This window comes from Nocardioides albertanoniae, assembly GCF_006716315.1.
Taxonomy (GTDB): Bacteria; Actinomycetota; Actinomycetes; order Propionibacteriales; family Nocardioidaceae; genus Nocardioides; species Nocardioides albertanoniae.
In genome coordinates, this window is the sequence record NZ_VFOV01000001.1 from 4,953,530 (window position 1) to 4,970,507 (window position 16,978).

Here is a 16,978-nt window from a genome sequence, read left to right on the forward strand (position 1 = left end):
GCACTGAGCAGGTGAGGAGAAACTGTGCGACGACGCGACTTCTGGGTGCTGATGGCTCCCAGTCTGGTGGTGATGTTCGGCCTGCTGGCCTACCCTCTCTACCGCACGATCCGGTGGAGCTTCGAGCGCGTGCAGTACGGCGCGGACGGCACCTGGGTGGGGCTGGACAACTACCGGGAGGCGCTCAGTGACCCGCGGCTGATCCACGCCACCGTGTTCACCGTCGGGCTGACCCTCGTCGCCAGTCTTCTCCTGGTGGTGCTGGGGTATTGGCTGGCCTATCTGGTCAACCAGCTGGGCCGGACCAAGCCGATCGTGCTCGGCATCCTGCTGATCTCCTACGTCGTCCCGCAGATCGTCGGTGCGACGATGTTCTCCTGGTTGTTCAACTCGAACTTCGGCGGGATCGTCAACCACCTGGTCACCGAGATCACGGGCACGGAGATCCTGTGGTTCACCGATCCGTGGGCGAACCGGGTCGTCATCCTGCTCAACGTGCTCTGGTTCATGCTCCCGTTCGCGATGATGGTGATCATCGCGGGCCTCCAGGGCGTGCCCCACGAGACGATGGAGGCCGCGCGGATCGACGGAGCGCGCGGCTGGCGCATCCACTGGCACGTCATCGTGCCCAGCATCCGGGGCGTGCTCGGGTTCGTGTGCCTGATCTCCGTGATGGACATCCTGCGGGTCTTCGACGCGCTGATCCCGCTCTCGCCACAAGCGGTCGGGATCGGCAACGAGTCGATCATGCTCTACATCTACAACGTCGCCTTCCACGACGGTGGCCAGCAGCTCGGCCTGGGAAGCGCCATCAACGTGCTGCTGATCGTGCTGATCGTGGTCATGCTCTTCCCCTTCATCCGCGACACGGCCCGAGAGGCGAACCAGTGATGACCCCGAGCCGACTCCTCACGTCCAAGAAGGTCTTCATCGGCAGCCTGCTCCTCGTCGTCTGCCTGATGATGCTCTCGCCGGTGCTGTGGACCGCGATCACCGTCTCCAAGCCGACGAACGTCGCCTTCCTCAACCCGCCGACGTTCACCTGGGACCCGAGCTTCCGGGCCTTCGTCGACCTGTGGGAGACCACGACCTTCCACCAGTACCTCCTCAACACGATCGTGGTCGCCGTCATCAGCACGGTGCTCGCCCTCGTGCTCGGGATCCCGGCTGCGTACGCCCTCTCCCGGTGTCCGGGCTGGGTGGCCGCGGGGCTGCTGATCCTGGCGCTCGTCTTCCGCGCGCTGCCGCGGTTCTCGGTGCTGCTGCCGATGTATGAGATCTCCAAGCAGATCGGGATCTACGACACCAACCTGGCGGTGGCGCTGGCTCTGGTGGCGATCAACCAGCCGTTCAGCATCTGGCTGCTGCGCAACTTCTTCGCCGCGATCCCGCGCTCGCTCGACGACGCGGCGATGCTGGACGGCTGCTCGCAGTTCCAGGTGCTGCGCAAGGTGATGGTCCCGCTGATGGGGCCCGGCATCATCACCGCCGGACTGTTCATCTTCCTCTTCGCCTTCCAGGAGTACCTCACGGCGCTGATCCTCAGCGACGTCAACGCCGGGACCGTGCCGGTCTTCATCTCGACCCAGCTGGGTCAGACGCTGCCGCTGCTGCAACAGGCCGGAGCGGCGGCGATGCTGCTCACCTTCCCGGTGATCGCCTTCGCGTTCGTGGCCCAGAAATACCTCGTGGCCGGTCTCAACGCCGGCTCCGTCAAGGGATGACGGCGGCCGCCGAGCGGGAACCCCTGGTCCTGCTGCCCGGCATGGGGTGCTCACCCCGGCTGTGGGCAGGGGTCCGGGCCGCTCTCCCGACCCACGAGACACTCGTCGAAGAGATCGACGACCCGGACCTCGACGCCTGCGTGGCCACGCTGCTCGGCACCCTCCCCGACCGGTTCGCGCTCGCCGGCCTGAGCCTGGGCGGGATCGTCGCGATGGCCCTGGTCCGGTCAGCACCGGAACGGGTCACCCGGCTGTGCCTGATGGACACGAACGCCCGGCCCCCGACCGACGCCCAGCGCACGGCCTGGGACCAGCAGATCGCGACTCTCTCGGCAGGCGGCTCGGCCGCCGAGCTGCAGTCCGGCCTGCTCGAGGTGCTGCTGGGTCCGGCGGCCGACGAGGACGCCGCCACCGAGACGCTGCTGATGGCCGAGGAGGTCGGTGCGGAGAGGTACGTCCGGCAGCTCCGGCTCCAGGGCACTCGGCGTGACGAGCGCCCCGGGCTGGTCGAGGTCCGGGTGCCGACGCTGGTGGTGGCCGGATCCGACGACGCGCTCTGCGGGCTGGACCGTCACCAGGAGATCCACGACCTCGTGCCCGGATCCCGGCTCGAGGTCCTGCCCGACACCGGCCACCTCTCCCCGCTGGAGCGGCCGGCACAGATCGCGACGATCCTCGAGGAGTGGCTCGACTCATGAGCGGCACGGAGTGGTGGCGTACGGCCGTCGTCTATCAGGTCTACCTACGCTCGTTCGCCGACGGGAACGGCGACGGCATCGGCGACATCGCGGGCCTGCGGGACCGGTTGCCCTACCTGCGCGACCTCGGTGTGGACGCGATCTGGATCAACCCGTGGTATCGCTCGCCGCAGGCCGACGCGGGCTACGACGTCGCCGACTACCGCGAGATCGAACCGGCGTACGGCACCCTCGGCGAGGCCGAGGCGATGCTGTCGGAGGCTCACGCCGCCGGCCTCCGTGTGCTCCTCGACATCGTGCCGAACCACACCTCCTCGGAGCACCCGTGGTTCCGGGCCGCGCTGGCCGGCGACGAGGACGCCCGGCGTCGCTACGTCATCCGCCCGGGCCGGGGCCACCACGGCGAGGAGCCGCCCAACAACTGGCAGAGCCTGTTCGGCGGGCCGGCCTGGACGCGGATGCCGTCCCGTCCGGGCGCGGAGACGACCGAGTGGTATCTCCACCTGTTCGCTCCCGAGCAGCCCGACCTCGCCTGGGACGACGCCGACGTGGTCGCCGACTTCGAGGACGTGCTCGCCTTCTGGTTCGACCGCGGGGTCGACGGCTTCCGCATCGACGTGGCGCACGGTCTCGCGAAGCACCCCGACCTGCCCGACGGCGGCGACTTCCCGCCCGGCGACTACCGGCACCCGGCCTGGGACCAGGAGGCGGTGCATCCGATCTACCGCGGCTGGCGGGCCGTCGCCGACCGCTACCCCGACCGGGTCTTCGTCGCCGAGGCCTGGGTCGCCGACAACGAGCGTCTCGCTCGCTACCTGCGGCCCGACGAGCTCCACACGGCGTTCCAGTTCGACTTCCTGCACGCGCCGTTCCGGGCCGACGTGCTGCGCCCGACGATCGAGAGCGCGCTCTCCGCGGCGGCCGCGGTCGGTGCACCGAGCACCTGGGTGCTCTCGAACCACGACGTCGTACGCCACGTGACCCGCTTCGCGCGCCACCAGCCCGACCACGCCGTCGCGAGCACGTGGGAGCAGGAGCGCTGGCTCGCCGAGGCTGCCGATCTCGAGGTCGGCACGCGCCGGGCACGGGCGGCGGCGCTGGTGACCCTCGGGCTGCCGGGCACCGCCTACCTCTACCAGGGCGAGGAGCTCGGGCTTCCCGAGGTCGAGGACATCCCCGACGCGGACCGTCGGGACCCGATCTGGTCCCAGTCGGGCGGCACCCGGCCCGGGCGGGACGGCTGCCGGATCCCGCTCCCGTGGTCGGGAGTGACGCCGCCGTACGGATTCAGCCCGCCCGGGACCACCGACCGCACCTGGCTGCCGATGCCGAAGGATTGGGACGCCCTCACCGTCGAGGCGCAGCAGGGCGAGCCGGACTCGATGCTCGAGCTCCACCGCCGTGCGATCGCGCTCCGGAGGCACCGGCTGACGGGCTCTGCCTCGTTCGCGTGGCTGCCCGCACCCGAGGGGGTCCTGGCGTTCGCCCGCGGCCCTGTCCAGGTGTGGCTCAACACCTCCGCCGACCCGGTCGACCTGCCGGCCGGCGCCGAGGAGATGCTTCGGTCCTCGGGCACGGCGGGCCGCCTGGGCCCGGACGAAGCCGTGTGGCTCCGCCCGGGCTCGGACGGCGAGAGCTGACGAGCTAGGGGATCCGCAGCCCCTGAAGGGTGCTCATCACGGCGGCCGCGATGTTGTGGACCACCAGCTGGGCACCGTCGTCGTGGGCGGCGACGCCGGCCTGCGGCGTACCGACGATGTCGGCGCGGATCTTGCCCTGTCGCTCCGCCGCGGCGGCAACGGCAGCGAGGGACTCCGCGACGCTCGGGTCGCCGGGCCCCGAGGAGGCGCCCAGGTCGGCGACGCCGACCAGATAGCCGTCGACGCCGTCGACGGCCAGGATCTCCTCGGCATTGCGTACGCCGCGAGGTGACTCGATCATCACGATGACCAGCGTCTCCGCCGACATCCGGGAGCGATGCGCCTCCGCGTCGGCGGTGCCGAACCCGCCCGCCCGCGGGTAGGTGGCGAAACCGCGACGACCCCGGGGTGGGTAGTGTGCGCTCGCGACCACCTGGCGAGCCTGCTCGGCGTCGTCGACGTGCGGGACCACGATGCCCTGGGCGCCCTGGTCGAGCGCGCGGAGGACGAGCCCGTCCTCGCGCTCGCCGGTGCGCACCAGGACACCGACGCCGTGCGCCTCCGCGAACGCGATGTGCTGCCGCAGCGGGACGACGTCGGGCGGACCGTGCTCGCAGTCGATGACGACGAAGTCCAGCCCCGCGACCCCGATCATGTCGACCAGGTCCTCGCACGGCATGCGTACGATGCCGCCGACCAGCTGCTCCCCGGCCTCGAGCCGGCCCCGGAGCGCCGCGCTCATGCGACCATCCCGGCCGACAGGTCGATGTCGGCACCGGTCATGCCGCGCATGCCCAGCAGGCACACGAGCGCACGGCCGACCTCGTCCTCGGTCACCATCCGGCCCATCGCGGCGCGTCCGACGAAGGCCGCGCGGGCCTCGTCGTAGCTCGTGCCGGTGCGTTCCGCCTCCAGGGTGAAGTTGCGGTGCATCCGCTCGCTGTCGACCGGCCCCGGGGAGAGCGCGTTGACGCGTACGCCCGACCCGCCCGTCTCGAAGGCCAGCGTCGAGGTCAGCCCGAGCACGGCCATCTTCGAGGCGGCGTACGGTGTCCGGCGCTCCAGCGGACGCTTGCCCGAGACCGAGGCGAGGTTGACGATGTCGCCCTCACCGCGCGCCAGCATCGCGGGCAGGAACGCGCGGCACATCAGGTAGGTGCCCCGCACGTTGACCGCGAAGACGTCGTCCCACTCCTGCGGCCTCACCTCGGTCAGCGGGGCGACCGGACCGGGCACGCCGGCGTTGTTGACCAGCACGGAGACCTCGGCCGACGCCAGCCGGTCGGCGAGCCGGGCCACCGAGTCGGGATCGGCGACGTCGCACGTCTCCGCGCGGGCCGCCGGACCGATCGCCGCGGCGGTCACCCGGAGCGGTTCGGCCCGCCGGCCGACCAGGACGACGGCGGCACCGGCGCCCACCAGGTGCCGCGCCATCGCGGCGCCCAGTCCGGTGCCACCGCCGGTCACGATCGCGGTCCGGCCGGCGATCTCAGGCATGCTCGAGCTCATCGCCACCTGCTCAGGAAGGCTGGGCCGCACCGACGACCTCCTCGATCCAGGGGAACGACTCACCGCCGTGCCGCCAGGCGCGTACGTCGCCGGAGCGGGCGTGCCCCTCGAAGAGCTCCACCCGGGCCGCACGACCGCAGACGCGGCCGAGCTCGGCGCTGGAGGCGGTGTCGGAGATCTGCTGGTAGGTGACGGTCTTGAGGTATTTCCCGACCCACAGGCCTCCGGTGTAGCGCGCGGCCCCCAGGGTGGGCAGCACGTGGTTGGTCCCGATGACCTTGTCGCCGTAGGACACACAGGTCTCCTCGCCCAGGAAGAGCGCGCCGTAGTTCGACATCTTCTCCAGCGCGTCGCGCGGCTCGGCGGTGAAGACCTGGACGTGCTCGGAGGCGTAGGAGTCCGCCACCTGCCACAGCTCCTCGATGTCGTCGACGACGACCACCTGGCCGTGGTCGCGCCAGGCCGGCTCGGCGAAGTCCTTGGTCGACATGCCGGGCAGGATCTCCTCGACCAGGCGGATGACCTCGCTGCCCAGCGCCTCGCTGGTGGTGACGAGCACCGCCGGGGAGTCGGGGCCGTGCTCGGCCTGGGAGAGCAGGTCCACCGCGGTGGTGAACGCATCGGCGGTCTCGTCGGCCACCACAAGGATCTCGGTCGGGCCGGCGAACAGGTCGATGCCGACCTCGCCGAAGAGCTCGCGCTTCGCCTCGGCGACGTAGGCGTTGCCGGGGCCGGCGATCAGGTTGACGGGGGTCATCGTCTCGGTGCCGAGGGCCATCGCCGCGACCGCCTGGACGCCGCCGAGGATGTGGATCTCGTCGGCGCCGGCCATGTGCATCGCCGCGACCGTCGCGGCCGGGATCTCGCCACGGATCGGCGGCGTGCAGGCGACGACGCGCTGCACGCCGGCGGCCTTGGCGGTCACGATCGTCATGTGGGCCGAGGCGGTCAGCGGGTAGCGCCCACCCGGGATGTACGCCCCGACGGCGTCGATCGGGACATGGCGATGTCCGAGGCGTACGCCGGGAAGCGTCTCGACCTCGATGTCCTGCATCGAGGCGCGCTGGGCCTCGGCGAAGCCGCGCACCTGTGCCTGCACGAAGGCGATGTCCTCGATCACCTGCGCCGGCAGCGTGGCGACGATGTCGTCGATCTCGGCCGGGGTGAGTCGGAACGACTCGGGCGTCCAGCCGTCGAACTTGTCGGAGTAGTCACGTACGGCCGCGTCACCGCGCCGACGGATGTCGCTGATGATCGCGCTCACCCGCTCGGCGACCGTCCGCTGGGCCTCGTCGTTGAACGTCTTCGGGGTCGCCGACTTCAGGTGTCGCGCCATGCCGCTGCCTCTTTCGGGGAATCAGTAGGGAATACGTATTCCTTACATTAGAGTGGTCAGGGACGAGGGCGTCAAGGGTCGAAGTGCGGAAGCCTTGGCAGGACCCACCGCCGTTATGCTCGAACCCCAGATTCACGGAGGAGACACACGCGTGGTCACAAGTCATGACGTCGCCCGGTTGGCCGGCGTCTCCCAGGCGACGGTGTCCCGGGCACTGCGCGACGACCCCAAGGTGGCCCTGGACACCAAGGAGCGGGTGAGGTCGGCGGCGATCACGCTCGGCTACTCGCCGAACCCGATCGGCCGCGCGCTCGCCGTGGGGCGCTCGACCAGGGTCGGGCTGGTCGTCACCGACCTGGAGAACCAGTTCTACTCCTACGTGATCTCGCCGATGCACCGCGAGCTCGAGAAGCACGGCTACGAGCTCCTGCTGATCACCGAGTCCTCCGAGCAGGCGCCGGTCGCCGACCTCGTCGCCGGAGCCGGGCTGTGCGGTGTCGTCCTCGCCACCACCACGCTCGACTCCGTGCTCCCCGTGCGACTCGCCGACCGCGGGATCCCGTTCGTCTACTTCAACCGCACCACTCCCAACGTGCCCGCCGACTCCGTGACGGTGGACCCGGCTCCCGGCCTGGAGAAGCTCGTCGACGATCTCGTACGCCTGGGCCACACCCGCGTGGGCGCGGTCTTCGGTCCGGTCAACACCAGCACCGGCGAGGAGCGCGAGCAGGCACTGCGCCACATCCTCGACGACCAGGGGCTGACCCTGGCCCGCAAGCACGTCCGCCGCGGCCCGTTCGAGTTCGGCACCGGCCGCGACGCGATGCAGGAGCTGCTGGACCTCGACGACCCGCCGACCGTGGTGATCTGCGGCAACGACGTCGTGGCGCTGGGCGCGCTCAACACGGCGGTCGAACGCGGCGTACGGGTGCCGGAGGAGGTCTCGATCGTCGGCTTCGACGATCTGCCGACCTCCGCGTGGCCGCTGGTGCGGCTGACCACCGTCGCCTACGACCTCGAGGCGATGTCACGGCAGGCCGCGCGCCTGCTCGTCGAGCGGGTCGAGAGCGGCGAGTCGGTCGAGGCGGGCGGCGTGCACACCGCCCGCTTCGACACCAGCTACGTCCCGCGGGCGACGCTGGGCCGCGTCGAGGGCTGAGCACGAACCTCGCCGGGTTGCTCGGCGAGAACCCTTGCGGGCCTCGTGTGCATACGCATACAGTCTTTGCGTACTGATCATTTCGTACGAGGAGAGACATGACGCTGAAGCCGGTCGCCTACGAGCCGTTCACCGATCCCGACGACTTCATCCGGGAGGTGACGGACCTGATCTGGGTGCAGCGCGACATCTCCTTCATCGAGGACAACTACGAGCCGGACTCGATCGTCCACGGCGGCCTGGGCACCACGCTCGACCGCGACGGCGTGATCGCCGGGAGCCTCATGCGGATCGCCGAGACCCCCCAGCACGTCGGCCAGGCGGAGGACGTGATCTGGGAGGCCCGCGGCGACGACGCCTTCCTCAGCTCCCACCTCGTCTTCAGCAGTGACGAGCACCTGGTCGACGGCGTGCCGCGGCGGATCCGGAGCCGCACGGTCGCCAACTGTCTCTACCGCCGCGGCCGGATGGTCGAGGAGTGGGTCGCCCGCGACACCCTCGCCCAGGCGCTGCAGCGGGGTATCGACCCCGACGAGGCCGCCGAGCAGGTCGTCTTCCAGGGGTTCACCGGCTCCTGGCTCGAGGAGCCCCCGGCCGACGTGCTCGCCGCCGGTGACAGCGGGCCGCGCCCCGACGACCACCGCAAGGAGTGCGAGATGGTCCTCGAGATGATCGAGGAGGTCTGGAACAAGCGCCGACTCAACAAGGTCCAGGACTACTTCGTGCGCGACCTGTTCCTGCAGACGGTCGGCGACGAGACCATCGTGCGTCCCGACGGCTACCAGCGCGACCTGCTCGGGCTGATCGCGCCGTTCCCCGACGCCACCTTCGCCGTACGCGACGTCCAGACCAACGACGCCGAGCGCTACGCCGGCCTGCGCATCGCCGTGCTGTGGCAGATGAAGGGCACCTACAACGGGGTGCCCCGCTACGGCGCGCTCACGAACCAGCCCGTCGACCTGATCGGCGTCTCGCAGTTCCTGATCCAGGACGGACGGATCGTCCGCGAGACCCGCGTCTACGACGACATCGCGCTGCGGGCGCAGATCAACAGCATGCGCAGCGACAGCGACACCGCGATCAACACCAACATCTACTGACGCGACCCCGCCTCCCCGCGCGGGAGAGAAGAAGGGAACAGAATGACCGTGTCCACCACGGACTCCACCACGGACGCAGACACCGTGAGCGACCTGCGCGAGCGGACGATCCTGCGCACCGACTGGGTGCCCTGCAAGGCCGCCTTCATCGACTGCCGGACGCCCGGCTCGGACCGCAAGGACAACTACTCCTTCATCGGTCCGGGTGTCTCCCAGAACCCCGACCAGGTCGTCAACCTCACCGAGCCGCACGGGTTCAACCTGGGTGCGGCCGGGATGCCGAACGGCACGACCAACAGCCTGCACCTGCACTTCACCGCTGAGGTGTTCATCAACTTCGACGGTGACTACCGGCTGCGGTGGGGCGCCGACGGCGACCAGGGTGAGTACGTCACCACCGACGGTGATGTCATCTCCGTCCCGAGCTGGGTGTTCCGGGGCTTCACCAACGAGGGCGCCGACGAAGGCGTGCTCCTGACCGTCCTCGGCCACGACGACACCGGCGGCATCATCTGGGGTCCGCGGGTCCTCGAGGACGCCGCCGGCCACGGGCTCTACCTCACCGCCGAGAACCAGCTCATCGACACGGTGGCCGGTGACGCCGCACCCGACGGGGTGCCGCTGATCAAGCCGATGCCGCAGGCGGAGATCGACCAGCTCGACGCGTTCACGCCCGAGCAGTTCCGGCAGCGCGTCGTGACGCCCGGCGACCGCACCTGGGTCAGCGAGCCGTTCCTGTGCTCGGTGCTCCCCGGCGCCGGCGTCGAGCTCAGCCCCGTGATCGGCTACGGCATGGTCGAGGACCGCCGAGCCGTGCCGCACCTGCACGAGCCGCACACCTTCAACCTCGCCTGGCTGCGCGGCCGGGAGGGCGAGGCGATGCTCCGGCACCGTCACGACCACACCCAGGTGGTCACGGCCAAGGCCGGCACCTGGGAAGTCACCCTCGACACCGGCGACGGCGAGGAGACCGTACGCCTCGGCAAGCTCGACTCGCTCTCCGTGCCCGCCGGCGCGTGGCGTACGTTCCACGTCGCCGACGCCACGACGGACAACCCGGCCGAGCCCGGCACCGCCGAGCTGCTGGTCGTCAACGGCGGCGACGGCCGCGTACGTCTGGAGTGGGCCGACGAGGTCGTGGCGGACGCCCGCGAGGCCGGCCGGGTCATCGACCCGAACGGCTATGTCGCCCCGGCCGCGGTGCTCGCCGCGGCCACGCTCGACGACTGAGAGAACGACGTCCGCTCCCTCCCCTCATAGGGGAGCGGTCAGAGGTAGAGCTCCGGCCTCCGGTCGGCCAGATGGTCGTCGGCGAGGACCTCGTCGAGGTCCACGTCGGCGACCAACAGCTCTTCCTCGGTGCCGGCCGCGGCCAGCACCTGGCCGGTGCGGGAGCAGATGACGCTGCGCCCGCCGTAGGTGTGCAGGGCGTCGCTGCCGCACTGGTTGGCGTAGACGACCGCGATGCGGCTCTCGAGCGCCCGCGCCGGCACCAGCACCTCCGGCACGTGCTCGCTGCCGACCGGGTTGGCGGTCGGCACGAGCAGCAGCCGTGACCCGGCGACCGCAAGGCGGCGTACGGGCTCGGGGAACTCGACGTCGTAGCAGATCAGCATCCCCACCGGGTCTCCGTCGAGCTCGACCGGCTCCGGGGCCACGTCGATGGCGTCGAACTGGGCGGCGTCGGTGCCACCCCAGAGATGGGTTTTGCGGTGGACCCCGCACAGCGTGCCGTCCGGCGCGACCAGCGCCGCCGAGTTGTAGACCTTCTCCCCGGCGAGCTCGGGAAACCCGTAGGCGATCGCGATCCGGTGCCGTTGCGCGATCCGAGCCACCTCTGCGTACGTCGCCCCGTCGGCCGGCTCGGCCAGGCGGTGCACCTGCTCGGGACCGATCGCATACCCGGTGGTGACCATCTCGGGCGCCACCAGCACCGCGGCGCCGGCCTCGGCGGCGCGCCCGCAGACGTCGTCGAGGCGGGCGAGGTTGCGCTCGACGTCGAGCTGGTCGGGGGCGCACTGCCAGGCGGCGATCCGGAGGGGGTCCGGCGACGTGGTGCTCATGGGGCCATCCTTCCATCACCGCGTCACGAGCGGGCGACGGACTGAGCGCCGACATCGATCGGGTCGCCATCGGGTCGACGTCGGGAAATCGCCTCCCGACCGGCACCGTCAGGTCTAGCCTGCAAGGTGATCCTCACCCCACGGCCCAGGAGCAGCGATGAGCACTGACGTCCCCAGATTCGACCGACGGCGCCTGCTCGGAGCCGCCGCGGCAGGCGCGGCAGCGGCTCCGCTCCTCGCGGGTCCGGCAGACGCGACCGCGGCGCGCACGGCTGCGGCACCCGCTCCGCTCGGCCGTGGGCGAGCGGTCACCACCGGCGCCGACCGGGCCGCCGACGACGGCTGGTCGACACTGGCCGGCGTGCGGGTCGGCGTCATCACCAACCCCACCGGCGTGCTCCGCAACCTGCGCAACATCGTCGACGAGATGCACGAGTCGGGCGAGGTGGAGATCGCCGGAGTCTTCGGCCCCGAGCACGGCTTCCGTGGCACCGCGCAGGCGGGCGGATCGGAGGGCACCTTCATCGACGAGCGCACCGGCCTGACCGTCTACGACGCCTACGGCGCCGACGTCGCGAAGATGACCGAGATGTTCACGACGGCCGACGTGGAGACGGTCGTCTTCGACATCCAAGACGTCGGCTCGCGGTTCTACACCTACATCTGGACCATGTGGACAGCGATGCAGGCGGCGGTGGCGACCGACAAGCGCTTCGTGGTCCTCGACCGCCCCAACCCCGTGGGCGGCACCGCGCGCGGGCCGATGATGACCGCGGCGTACACCTCGGGCGTCGGCGCCCGCGAGATCGTGCAGCAGCACGGGATGTCGGTCGGCGAGCTGGCCCGCTTCTTCGACGGGGAGTTCCTCGAGGAGCACGCCGGCGGGCGGCTGACCCACCTCGACGTCGTCGAGGTCTCCGGCTGGCGGCGAAAGACGTTGTACGCCGACACCGGGCTCGACTTCGTCATGCCGAGCCCCAACATGCCCACCTCCGACACCGCCCTGGCCTACCCCGGCACCTGCATGTTCGAGGGCACCAACCTCTCCGAGGGCCGCGGCACCACCAAGCCGTTCGAGCTGATCGGGGCGCCGTTCGTCGACCATCGTTGGGCGGCGAGGCTGGAGGAGGCCGACCTTCCGGGCGTGACCTTCCGCGAGGCGTACTTCAACCCGTCGGTCAACAAGTTCGCCGGCGAGGTCTGCGGCGGCGTACAGGTGACGATCCAGGACCGTGACCGCTTCGACCCGGTCCGCACCGGCGTCGAGATGCTGGTCGCCGCGAAGGCTCTCTACCCGGAGTTCGCCTGGCGGCAGGACTCCTGGGACACCGCCCGCCCCTTCTGGATCGACAAGCTCACCGGCTCCACCAGGATGCGTACGCAGATCGACGACGGCGCCTCCGGCGACGACGTCGAGGCCGCCTGGCGCGACGAGCTGGCCACCTTCGACGCCACCCGCCGGAAATACCTCATCTACCGCTGACCGCGTCGAGTCGGCGCACCCTGACGAGATTCATCGCCGAGTCGGCTCGTTCTAACGAGCCGACTCGACGCGAATTTCGGTCAGGACGAGCCGACTCGGCGTTTATCTGGCGGGGGCGAGCTGGGGGTCGAGGCGCTCGGCGGAGAGCAGGTGGTTGATGACGACGGCCGCACAGCCGACGACGCCGGTGGAGTCGGCGTGGGTGGACGGCACGAAGGTCAGGTCGCGGGTGGCGAGGGCGGTCGATCGCGCGTAGACGGTCTCGCGCACGCCGGCGGTGAAGAGGTCGAAGGCGGCGGCCATGTCGCCACCGACGACGACCACCTCCGGGTTGAGCAGGTTGATCGCGATCGCCAGCACCTCGCCGAGCTGGCGCCCGGACTCGCGCAGCAGCCCCCGGGCGATCGCGTCGCCGGCCAGGGCGGCGGCAACCAGATCCCGGATGTGACCTGCGGATACGCCGGAGTCGACCAGTCCCTGGGTGAGCGCCCAGCCGGCCGCAACCGTCTCCAGGCATCCGGTCGCACCGCACCGGCACGGGCGATCTCCGGCGGCTTCGACGCGGGTGTGGCCGATCTCGCCGGCCGCGCCGGCGTGGCCACGCAGCACCCGGCCGTCGGCGATGACGGCCAGGCCGAGACCGGTCGAGGCCTTCACCACGAGCGCGTCACGCGGGTGCAGTCCGTTGCCGAACAGCTCGGCAGTGGCCAGCGCGTCGGTGTCGTTGACGAGCACGAGCGGGCCGTCGGTGAGACGGTCGAAGTAGGGGTCGAGCGCCACGCCGTCCCACCCGCGCATGACCGGTGAGTCGACCGAGACCAGACGGGCCGGGTCGACGACACCGGGCAGGCTCATGCCGACGCCGAGCACCGGCGGCTCGATGCCTTCCAGGAGGGCCCCGAGCCGGTCGGTCACCTCCGGCATGAGCGCGTCGGCGGCGATGCCGACCTCGTGGTCACGGGTGTCTCCGGCGAGCTCACGGCCGTCGAGGTCGAAGACGGCGAGCTGGCTGCGCGAGCGTCCGATCGCCACCGCCAGCACCACCCCGGCGTCGGCGTTGAACGTCAGCGCGCCCGGCGGCCGGCCACCGGTGGAGGCGAGCTCCTCGCCGGTGAGGATCAGCCCGGCGTTCACCAGAGCCGAGACCCGTGAGACGACGGCCGTGCGCGACAGGCCCGTCTCCTTCTGGAGGTCGCTGCGGGTCGAGGCGCGTCCCGAGCGCACCAGAGCAAGGACATCGGCGGCAGTCGTCATCTCGGGCATGGGGTGAAGCGTACGCCTCTTATGTTTTTGGAGTACATAAGAGTTACTTGTATCGATCCAAAGATCATGGGATTGTGTGCCAAAGCACACTGCCTTTGGAGGGTTCGTGACCGTTTCCCCGATCGTCGCCGACGTCACCGCTCGACTCATCGAACGGTCCGCCGCCACGCGAGCCGACTATCTGGCCCGCGTCGCCGCCGCCCGCGCGACCGGGCCGGCCCGCGGGCGCCTCGCCTGCAGCAACCTGGCGCACGGCTTCGCAGCCGCGTCGGCACCGGCCAAGGCCGAGCTCAAGGTCGTCACCCCCGCCGCGAAGCCCAACGTCGCGATCGTGACCTCCTACAACGACATGCTCTCCGCGCACGCGCCGTACGAGACCTACCCGCCGCTGCTGAAGGCGGCCGTGATGCGCGCCGGTGGGCTCGCGCAGGTCGCCGGCGGCGTACCCGCGATGTGCGACGGCATCACCCAGGGTCGCGACGGCATGCAGGTCTCCCTCTTCTCCCGCGACGTGATCGCGATGTCGGCCGGGATCGCCCTCTCCCACGACATGTTCGACGCGGCCCTGATGCTCGGGGTCTGCGACAAGATCGTGCCGGGCCTGCTGATCGGCGCCCTCTCCTTCGGCCACCTGCCGACCGTCTTCGTGCCGGCCGGCCCGATGTCGTCGGGCCTGCCCAACAAGGACAAGGCCCGCGTACGCCAGAGGTACGCGGCGGGCGAGGCCTCCCGCGAGGAGCTGCTCGAGGCCGAGGCCGCCAGCTACCACTCGCGCGGCACCTGCACCTTCTACGGCACCGCCAACTCCAACCAGCTGCTGATGGAGGTGCTCGGCCTGCACCTGCCGGGCTCCTCGTTCGCCTCGCCCGACACGCTTCTGCGCGGCGCGCTCACCAAGGCCGCCGCCGCCCGGGCGACCGAGCTCGCGCTCGAGGGCGCTCCTGGCGTGGGCGAGATGATCGACGAGAAGTCGATCATCAACGCCTGTGTCGCCCTGCTCGCCTCCGGTGGCTCGACCAACCACACCATGCATCTGGTCGCCATCGCCCGAGCGGCCGGGATCCAGCTGACCTGGTCCGACATCGCCGACCTCTCCCCGGTCGTGCCGCTGCTCTCCCGGATGTATCCCAACGGCTCCGCCGACGTGAACCACTTCCATGCCGCCGGCGGCGTCGGCTTCCTGATCCGTACGCTGCTGGCGGCCGGGCTCATGCACGAGGACGTCTCCACGATCCTGGGCCGCGGCCTGTCGGCCTACACCCAGGAGTCGCGGCTCAACCGCGACGGCGAGGTCGAGCTGGTCGAAGGTGCGCCGACCTCGGGCGACCCCGACGTGCTGCGACCGGCCGACGACCCGTTCGCTCCCGATGGTGGCCTGCGGGTGCTGCACGGCGATCTCGGCACCGCCGTCATCAAGACCTCGGCGGTGGCGCCCGAGCATCGCGTGGTCTCCGCGCCGGCGATGGTCTTCGACGACCAGGCCGACTTCCTCACCGCCTTCTCGGAGCATCGCCTCGACGGGCGCGACTTCGTCGCGGTGATCCGCTACCAGGGCCCCGCGGCCAACGGGATGCCCGAGCTGCACAAGCTCACCCCGGCCCTCGGGGTGCTGCAGGACCGTGGCCAGCACGTCGCCATCGTCACCGACGGCCGCATGTCCGGTGCCTCAGGCAAGGTGCCGGCCGCCATCCACGTCACCCCCGAGGCCGCTCTCGGCGGGCCGCTCGCCCGGGTGCAGGACGGTGACATCATCACCGTCGACGCCGTCGCCGGCACCCTGTCGACCGGGGTCGACGCCGGCGAGTTCGCGCACCGTCCGACCACCGGCCGGGCGCCGCTGGACTCCGAGTGGCGCGGCACCGGTCGTGAGCTGTTCAGTGCTTTCCGGGCCACCGTAGGCTCTGCCGACACCGGCGCATCCGTCTTCCCCATCGCTCCGCTTCAGCAGAGCCCCACGCCTCAGGAGACCCCCGTCCATGTCTGACCTCACCTCCACCGACCTCTTCGACCTCTCCCCGGTGGTGCCGGTCGTCGTCGTGGACACCCTCGACCAGGCGGTGCCCGTGGCTCGAGCGCTCGCCGACGGTGGTGTGCCCGTGGTCGAGCTGACGCTGCGTACGTCGGTAGCGCTCGACGCCATCCGCGCCATCGCCGCCGAGGTGCCGGAGGTCGTGATCGGCGCCGGCACGGTGACCAGCCCGGCGCTGGCCAAGCAGGCGGCCGAGGCCGGCGCCCGGTTCCTGGTCTCGCCGGGCGCGACTCCGTCGCTGCTGGCCGCGATGCGTGAGACCGGGCTGCCGTTCCTGCCCGGCACCGCGACGGTGTCCGAGGCGCTCGCGGTGCTGGAGACGGGCCACACCGCGATGAAGTTCTTCCCGGCCGAGGCCTCCGGCGGCGCGAAGTTCCTCGGGTCGCTGCCGAGCGTGCTTCCCGATGCCCGGTTCTGCCCAACCGGCGGGATCACCCTCGCCAACGCTCCCAGCTACCTCGGGCTGGCCAACGTGGGGTGCGTCGGCGGCTCCTGGCTCACCCCGGCGGACGCGCTCGCCGCCGGCGACTGGGATCGAGTCACCGCGCTCGCCGCTGCGACTGCCGCCCTGCGCTGAGCGCCTAGCCGCGGCGCTCCGACGCGGCGAGGCGTCCTCCCCGACCACACCTCCGAGGTCCTATCCTCGTCAGCGTGACAACGACCAGCCGCCTACGACGCATGACCGGCCGCGACCCGCAGGAGGAGCATCGGGCGTCGACGCCCCTCGAGCTGCTCTTCGACCTGACCTTCGTCGTCGCGTTCGGCACGAGCGGCAACGAGCTCGCCCATCAGCTCGCGGCCGGGCACGTCACGGCGGGCATCATCGCGTTCTGCTTCGCGACCTTCGCGATCTGCTGGGCGTGGATCAACTACTCCTGGATGGCCTCGGCCTACGACACCGACGACTGGGCGTTCCGGCTGCTCACCATGGTGCAGATGGTCGGCGTGATCGTCATGGCCCTCGGTCTGCCGCA

16 protein-coding genes are annotated in these 16,978 nt (G+C 70.8%); 11 read left to right on the forward strand and 5 right to left on the reverse strand.

Translation table 11 applies throughout. The features are described from left to right. Nucleotides 1–24 precede the first annotated feature (24 nt). Genes FB381_RS23675 through FB381_RS23690 form a run of 4 tightly spaced genes read left to right on the forward strand, consistent with a single transcriptional unit; the run spans nucleotide 25 to nucleotide 4,062 of the window. On the forward strand, nucleotides 25–891 hold the full coding sequence (locus FB381_RS23675; RefSeq protein ID WP_141782510.1) for a carbohydrate ABC transporter permease: 867 nt from the start codon (nucleotides 25–27) through the stop codon (nucleotides 889–891). Then, nucleotides 891–1,724 carry a carbohydrate ABC transporter permease gene (locus FB381_RS23680; RefSeq protein ID WP_141782511.1) on the forward strand — a complete coding sequence of 278 codons (834 nt, stop codon included), beginning with the start codon at nucleotides 891–893 and terminating at the stop codon, nucleotides 1,722–1,724. The genes FB381_RS23675 and FB381_RS23680 overlap by 1 nt, the downstream gene beginning before the upstream one ends. Further along, on the forward strand, nucleotides 1,721–2,422 hold the full coding sequence (locus tag FB381_RS23685; protein WP_141782512.1) for an alpha/beta fold hydrolase: 702 nt from the start codon (nucleotides 1,721–1,723) through the stop codon (nucleotides 2,420–2,422). Before FB381_RS23680 ends, FB381_RS23685 begins: the two co-directional genes overlap by 4 nt. Next, on the forward strand, nucleotides 2,419–4,062 hold the full coding sequence (locus FB381_RS23690; RefSeq protein WP_141782513.1) for a glycoside hydrolase family 13 protein: 1,644 nt from the start codon (nucleotides 2,419–2,421) through the stop codon (nucleotides 4,060–4,062). Before FB381_RS23685 ends, FB381_RS23690 begins: the two co-directional genes overlap by 4 nt. Before the next feature lie 4 nt (nucleotides 4,063–4,066). Here the strand turns inward: FB381_RS23690 and FB381_RS23695 are convergent, their stop codons facing one another. From FB381_RS23695 to hisD, 3 genes are read right to left on the reverse strand one after another with little or no spacing between them, the layout of a single operon-like run. Further along, nucleotides 4,067–4,804 (reverse strand): HpcH/HpaI aldolase family protein, encoded by a 738-nt coding sequence (locus FB381_RS23695; protein WP_141782514.1) that lies wholly within the window; start codon nucleotides 4,802–4,804, stop codon nucleotides 4,067–4,069. Beyond that, nucleotides 4,801–5,559: an SDR family NAD(P)-dependent oxidoreductase gene (locus FB381_RS23700; protein ID WP_141782515.1), complete on the reverse strand. Its 759-nt coding sequence runs from the start codon at nucleotides 5,557–5,559 to the stop codon at nucleotides 4,801–4,803. The genes FB381_RS23695 and FB381_RS23700 overlap by 4 nt, the downstream gene beginning before the upstream one ends. 22 nt (nucleotides 5,560–5,581) lie before the next feature. Further along, on the reverse strand, nucleotides 5,582–6,907 hold the full coding sequence (hisD, locus tag FB381_RS23705; RefSeq protein WP_141782516.1) for a histidinol dehydrogenase: 1,326 nt from the start codon (nucleotides 6,905–6,907) through the stop codon (nucleotides 5,582–5,584). A gap of 151 nt (nucleotides 6,908–7,058) precedes the next feature. On the opposite strand from hisD, the gene FB381_RS23710 reads away from it, so the two are divergent. The 3 genes from FB381_RS23710 (at nucleotide 7,059) to FB381_RS23720 (ending at nucleotide 10,396) form a co-directional block, all read left to right on the forward strand. After that, a complete protein-coding gene (locus tag FB381_RS23710; RefSeq protein ID WP_170225292.1) occupies nucleotides 7,059–8,066 on the forward strand; it encodes a LacI family DNA-binding transcriptional regulator in 1,008 nt (335 codons plus the stop codon). Between the two features lie 98 nt (nucleotides 8,067–8,164). Beyond that, a complete protein-coding gene (locus FB381_RS23715; protein WP_141782518.1) occupies nucleotides 8,165–9,166 on the forward strand; it encodes a nuclear transport factor 2 family protein in 1,002 nt (333 codons plus the stop codon). Nucleotides 9,167–9,208: 42 nt separating this feature from the next. Continuing rightward, a complete protein-coding gene (locus FB381_RS23720; RefSeq protein WP_170225293.1) occupies nucleotides 9,209–10,396 on the forward strand; it encodes a cupin domain-containing protein in 1,188 nt (395 codons plus the stop codon). 38 nt (nucleotides 10,397–10,434) lie between these two features. On the opposite strand, the gene FB381_RS23725 is transcribed toward FB381_RS23720, so the two are convergent. Then, the gene (locus FB381_RS23725; RefSeq protein WP_141782519.1) at nucleotides 10,435–11,229 is read right to left on the reverse strand and encodes a carbon-nitrogen hydrolase family protein; all 795 of its coding nucleotides are present in this window, start codon (nucleotides 11,227–11,229) and stop codon (nucleotides 10,435–10,437) included. A gap of 157 nt (nucleotides 11,230–11,386) precedes the next feature. Between FB381_RS23725 and FB381_RS23730 the strand changes: the two genes are divergently transcribed. Next, on the forward strand, nucleotides 11,387–12,712 hold the full coding sequence (locus tag FB381_RS23730; RefSeq protein WP_141782520.1) for an exo-beta-N-acetylmuramidase NamZ family protein: 1,326 nt from the start codon (nucleotides 11,387–11,389) through the stop codon (nucleotides 12,710–12,712). Between the two features lie 102 nt (nucleotides 12,713–12,814). Here FB381_RS23730 and FB381_RS23735 read toward each other — a convergent pair whose 3' ends face one another. Next, complete coding sequence (locus tag FB381_RS23735) at nucleotides 12,815–13,975, reverse strand: ROK family transcriptional regulator (protein ID WP_141782521.1); 1,161 nt, start codon at nucleotides 13,973–13,975, stop codon at nucleotides 12,815–12,817. Nucleotides 13,976–14,081: 106 nt separating this feature from the next. On the opposite strand from FB381_RS23735, the gene edd reads away from it, so the two are divergent. From edd to FB381_RS23750, 3 genes are all read left to right on the forward strand, one after another. Continuing rightward, complete coding sequence (gene edd, locus FB381_RS23740; RefSeq protein WP_141782522.1) at nucleotides 14,082–15,959, forward strand: phosphogluconate dehydratase; 1,878 nt, start codon at nucleotides 14,082–14,084, stop codon at nucleotides 15,957–15,959. After that, nucleotides 15,952–16,581, forward strand: a complete 630-nt coding sequence (eda, locus tag FB381_RS23745) for a bifunctional 4-hydroxy-2-oxoglutarate aldolase/2-dehydro-3-deoxy-phosphogluconate aldolase (RefSeq protein WP_141782523.1) — start codon at nucleotides 15,952–15,954, stop codon at nucleotides 16,579–16,581. The genes edd and eda overlap by 8 nt, the downstream gene beginning before the upstream one ends. A gap of 74 nt (nucleotides 16,582–16,655) precedes the next feature. Beyond that, nucleotides 16,656–16,978, forward strand: a 323-nt coding sequence (locus FB381_RS23750; protein ID WP_211352523.1) for a low temperature requirement protein A, incomplete at its 3' end; no start/stop codon positions are given.

What these genes read in the sequence shown, in the direction of transcription:
- FB381_RS23680 (WP_141782511.1), top strand. Translation starts at nt 891, where the DNA reads ATGACCCCGAGCCGACTCCTCACGTCCAAGAAGGTCTTCATCGGCAGC.
- FB381_RS23685 (WP_141782512.1), top strand. Translation starts at nt 1,721, where the DNA reads ATGACGGCGGCCGCCGAGCGGGAACCCCTGGTCCTGCTGCCCGGCATG.
- FB381_RS23690 (WP_141782513.1), top strand. Translation starts at nt 2,419, where the DNA reads ATGAGCGGCACGGAGTGGTGGCGTACGGCCGTCGTCTATCAGGTCTAC.
- FB381_RS23695 (WP_141782514.1), bottom strand. Translation starts at nt 4,804, where the DNA reads ATGAGCGCGGCGCTCCGGGGCCGGCTCGAGGCCGGGGAGCAGCTGGTC.
- FB381_RS23700 (WP_141782515.1), bottom strand. Translation starts at nt 5,559, where the DNA reads ATGCCTGAGATCGCCGGCCGGACCGCGATCGTGACCGGCGGTGGCACC.
- hisD (WP_141782516.1), bottom strand. Translation starts at nt 6,907, where the DNA reads ATGGCGCGACACCTGAAGTCGGCGACCCCGAAGACGTTCAACGACGAG.
- FB381_RS23715 (WP_141782518.1), top strand. Translation starts at nt 8,165, where the DNA reads ATGACGCTGAAGCCGGTCGCCTACGAGCCGTTCACCGATCCCGACGAC.
- FB381_RS23720 (WP_170225293.1), top strand. Translation starts at nt 9,209, where the DNA reads ATGACCGTGTCCACCACGGACTCCACCACGGACGCAGACACCGTGAGC.
- FB381_RS23725 (WP_141782519.1), bottom strand. Translation starts at nt 11,229, where the DNA reads ATGAGCACCACGTCGCCGGACCCCCTCCGGATCGCCGCCTGGCAGTGC.
- FB381_RS23730 (WP_141782520.1), top strand. Translation starts at nt 11,387, where the DNA reads ATGAGCACTGACGTCCCCAGATTCGACCGACGGCGCCTGCTCGGAGCC.
- FB381_RS23735 (WP_141782521.1), bottom strand. Translation starts at nt 13,975, where the DNA reads ATGCCCGAGATGACGACTGCCGCCGATGTCCTTGCTCTGGTGCGCTCG.
- eda (WP_141782523.1), top strand. Translation starts at nt 15,952, where the DNA reads ATGTCTGACCTCACCTCCACCGACCTCTTCGACCTCTCCCCGGTGGTG.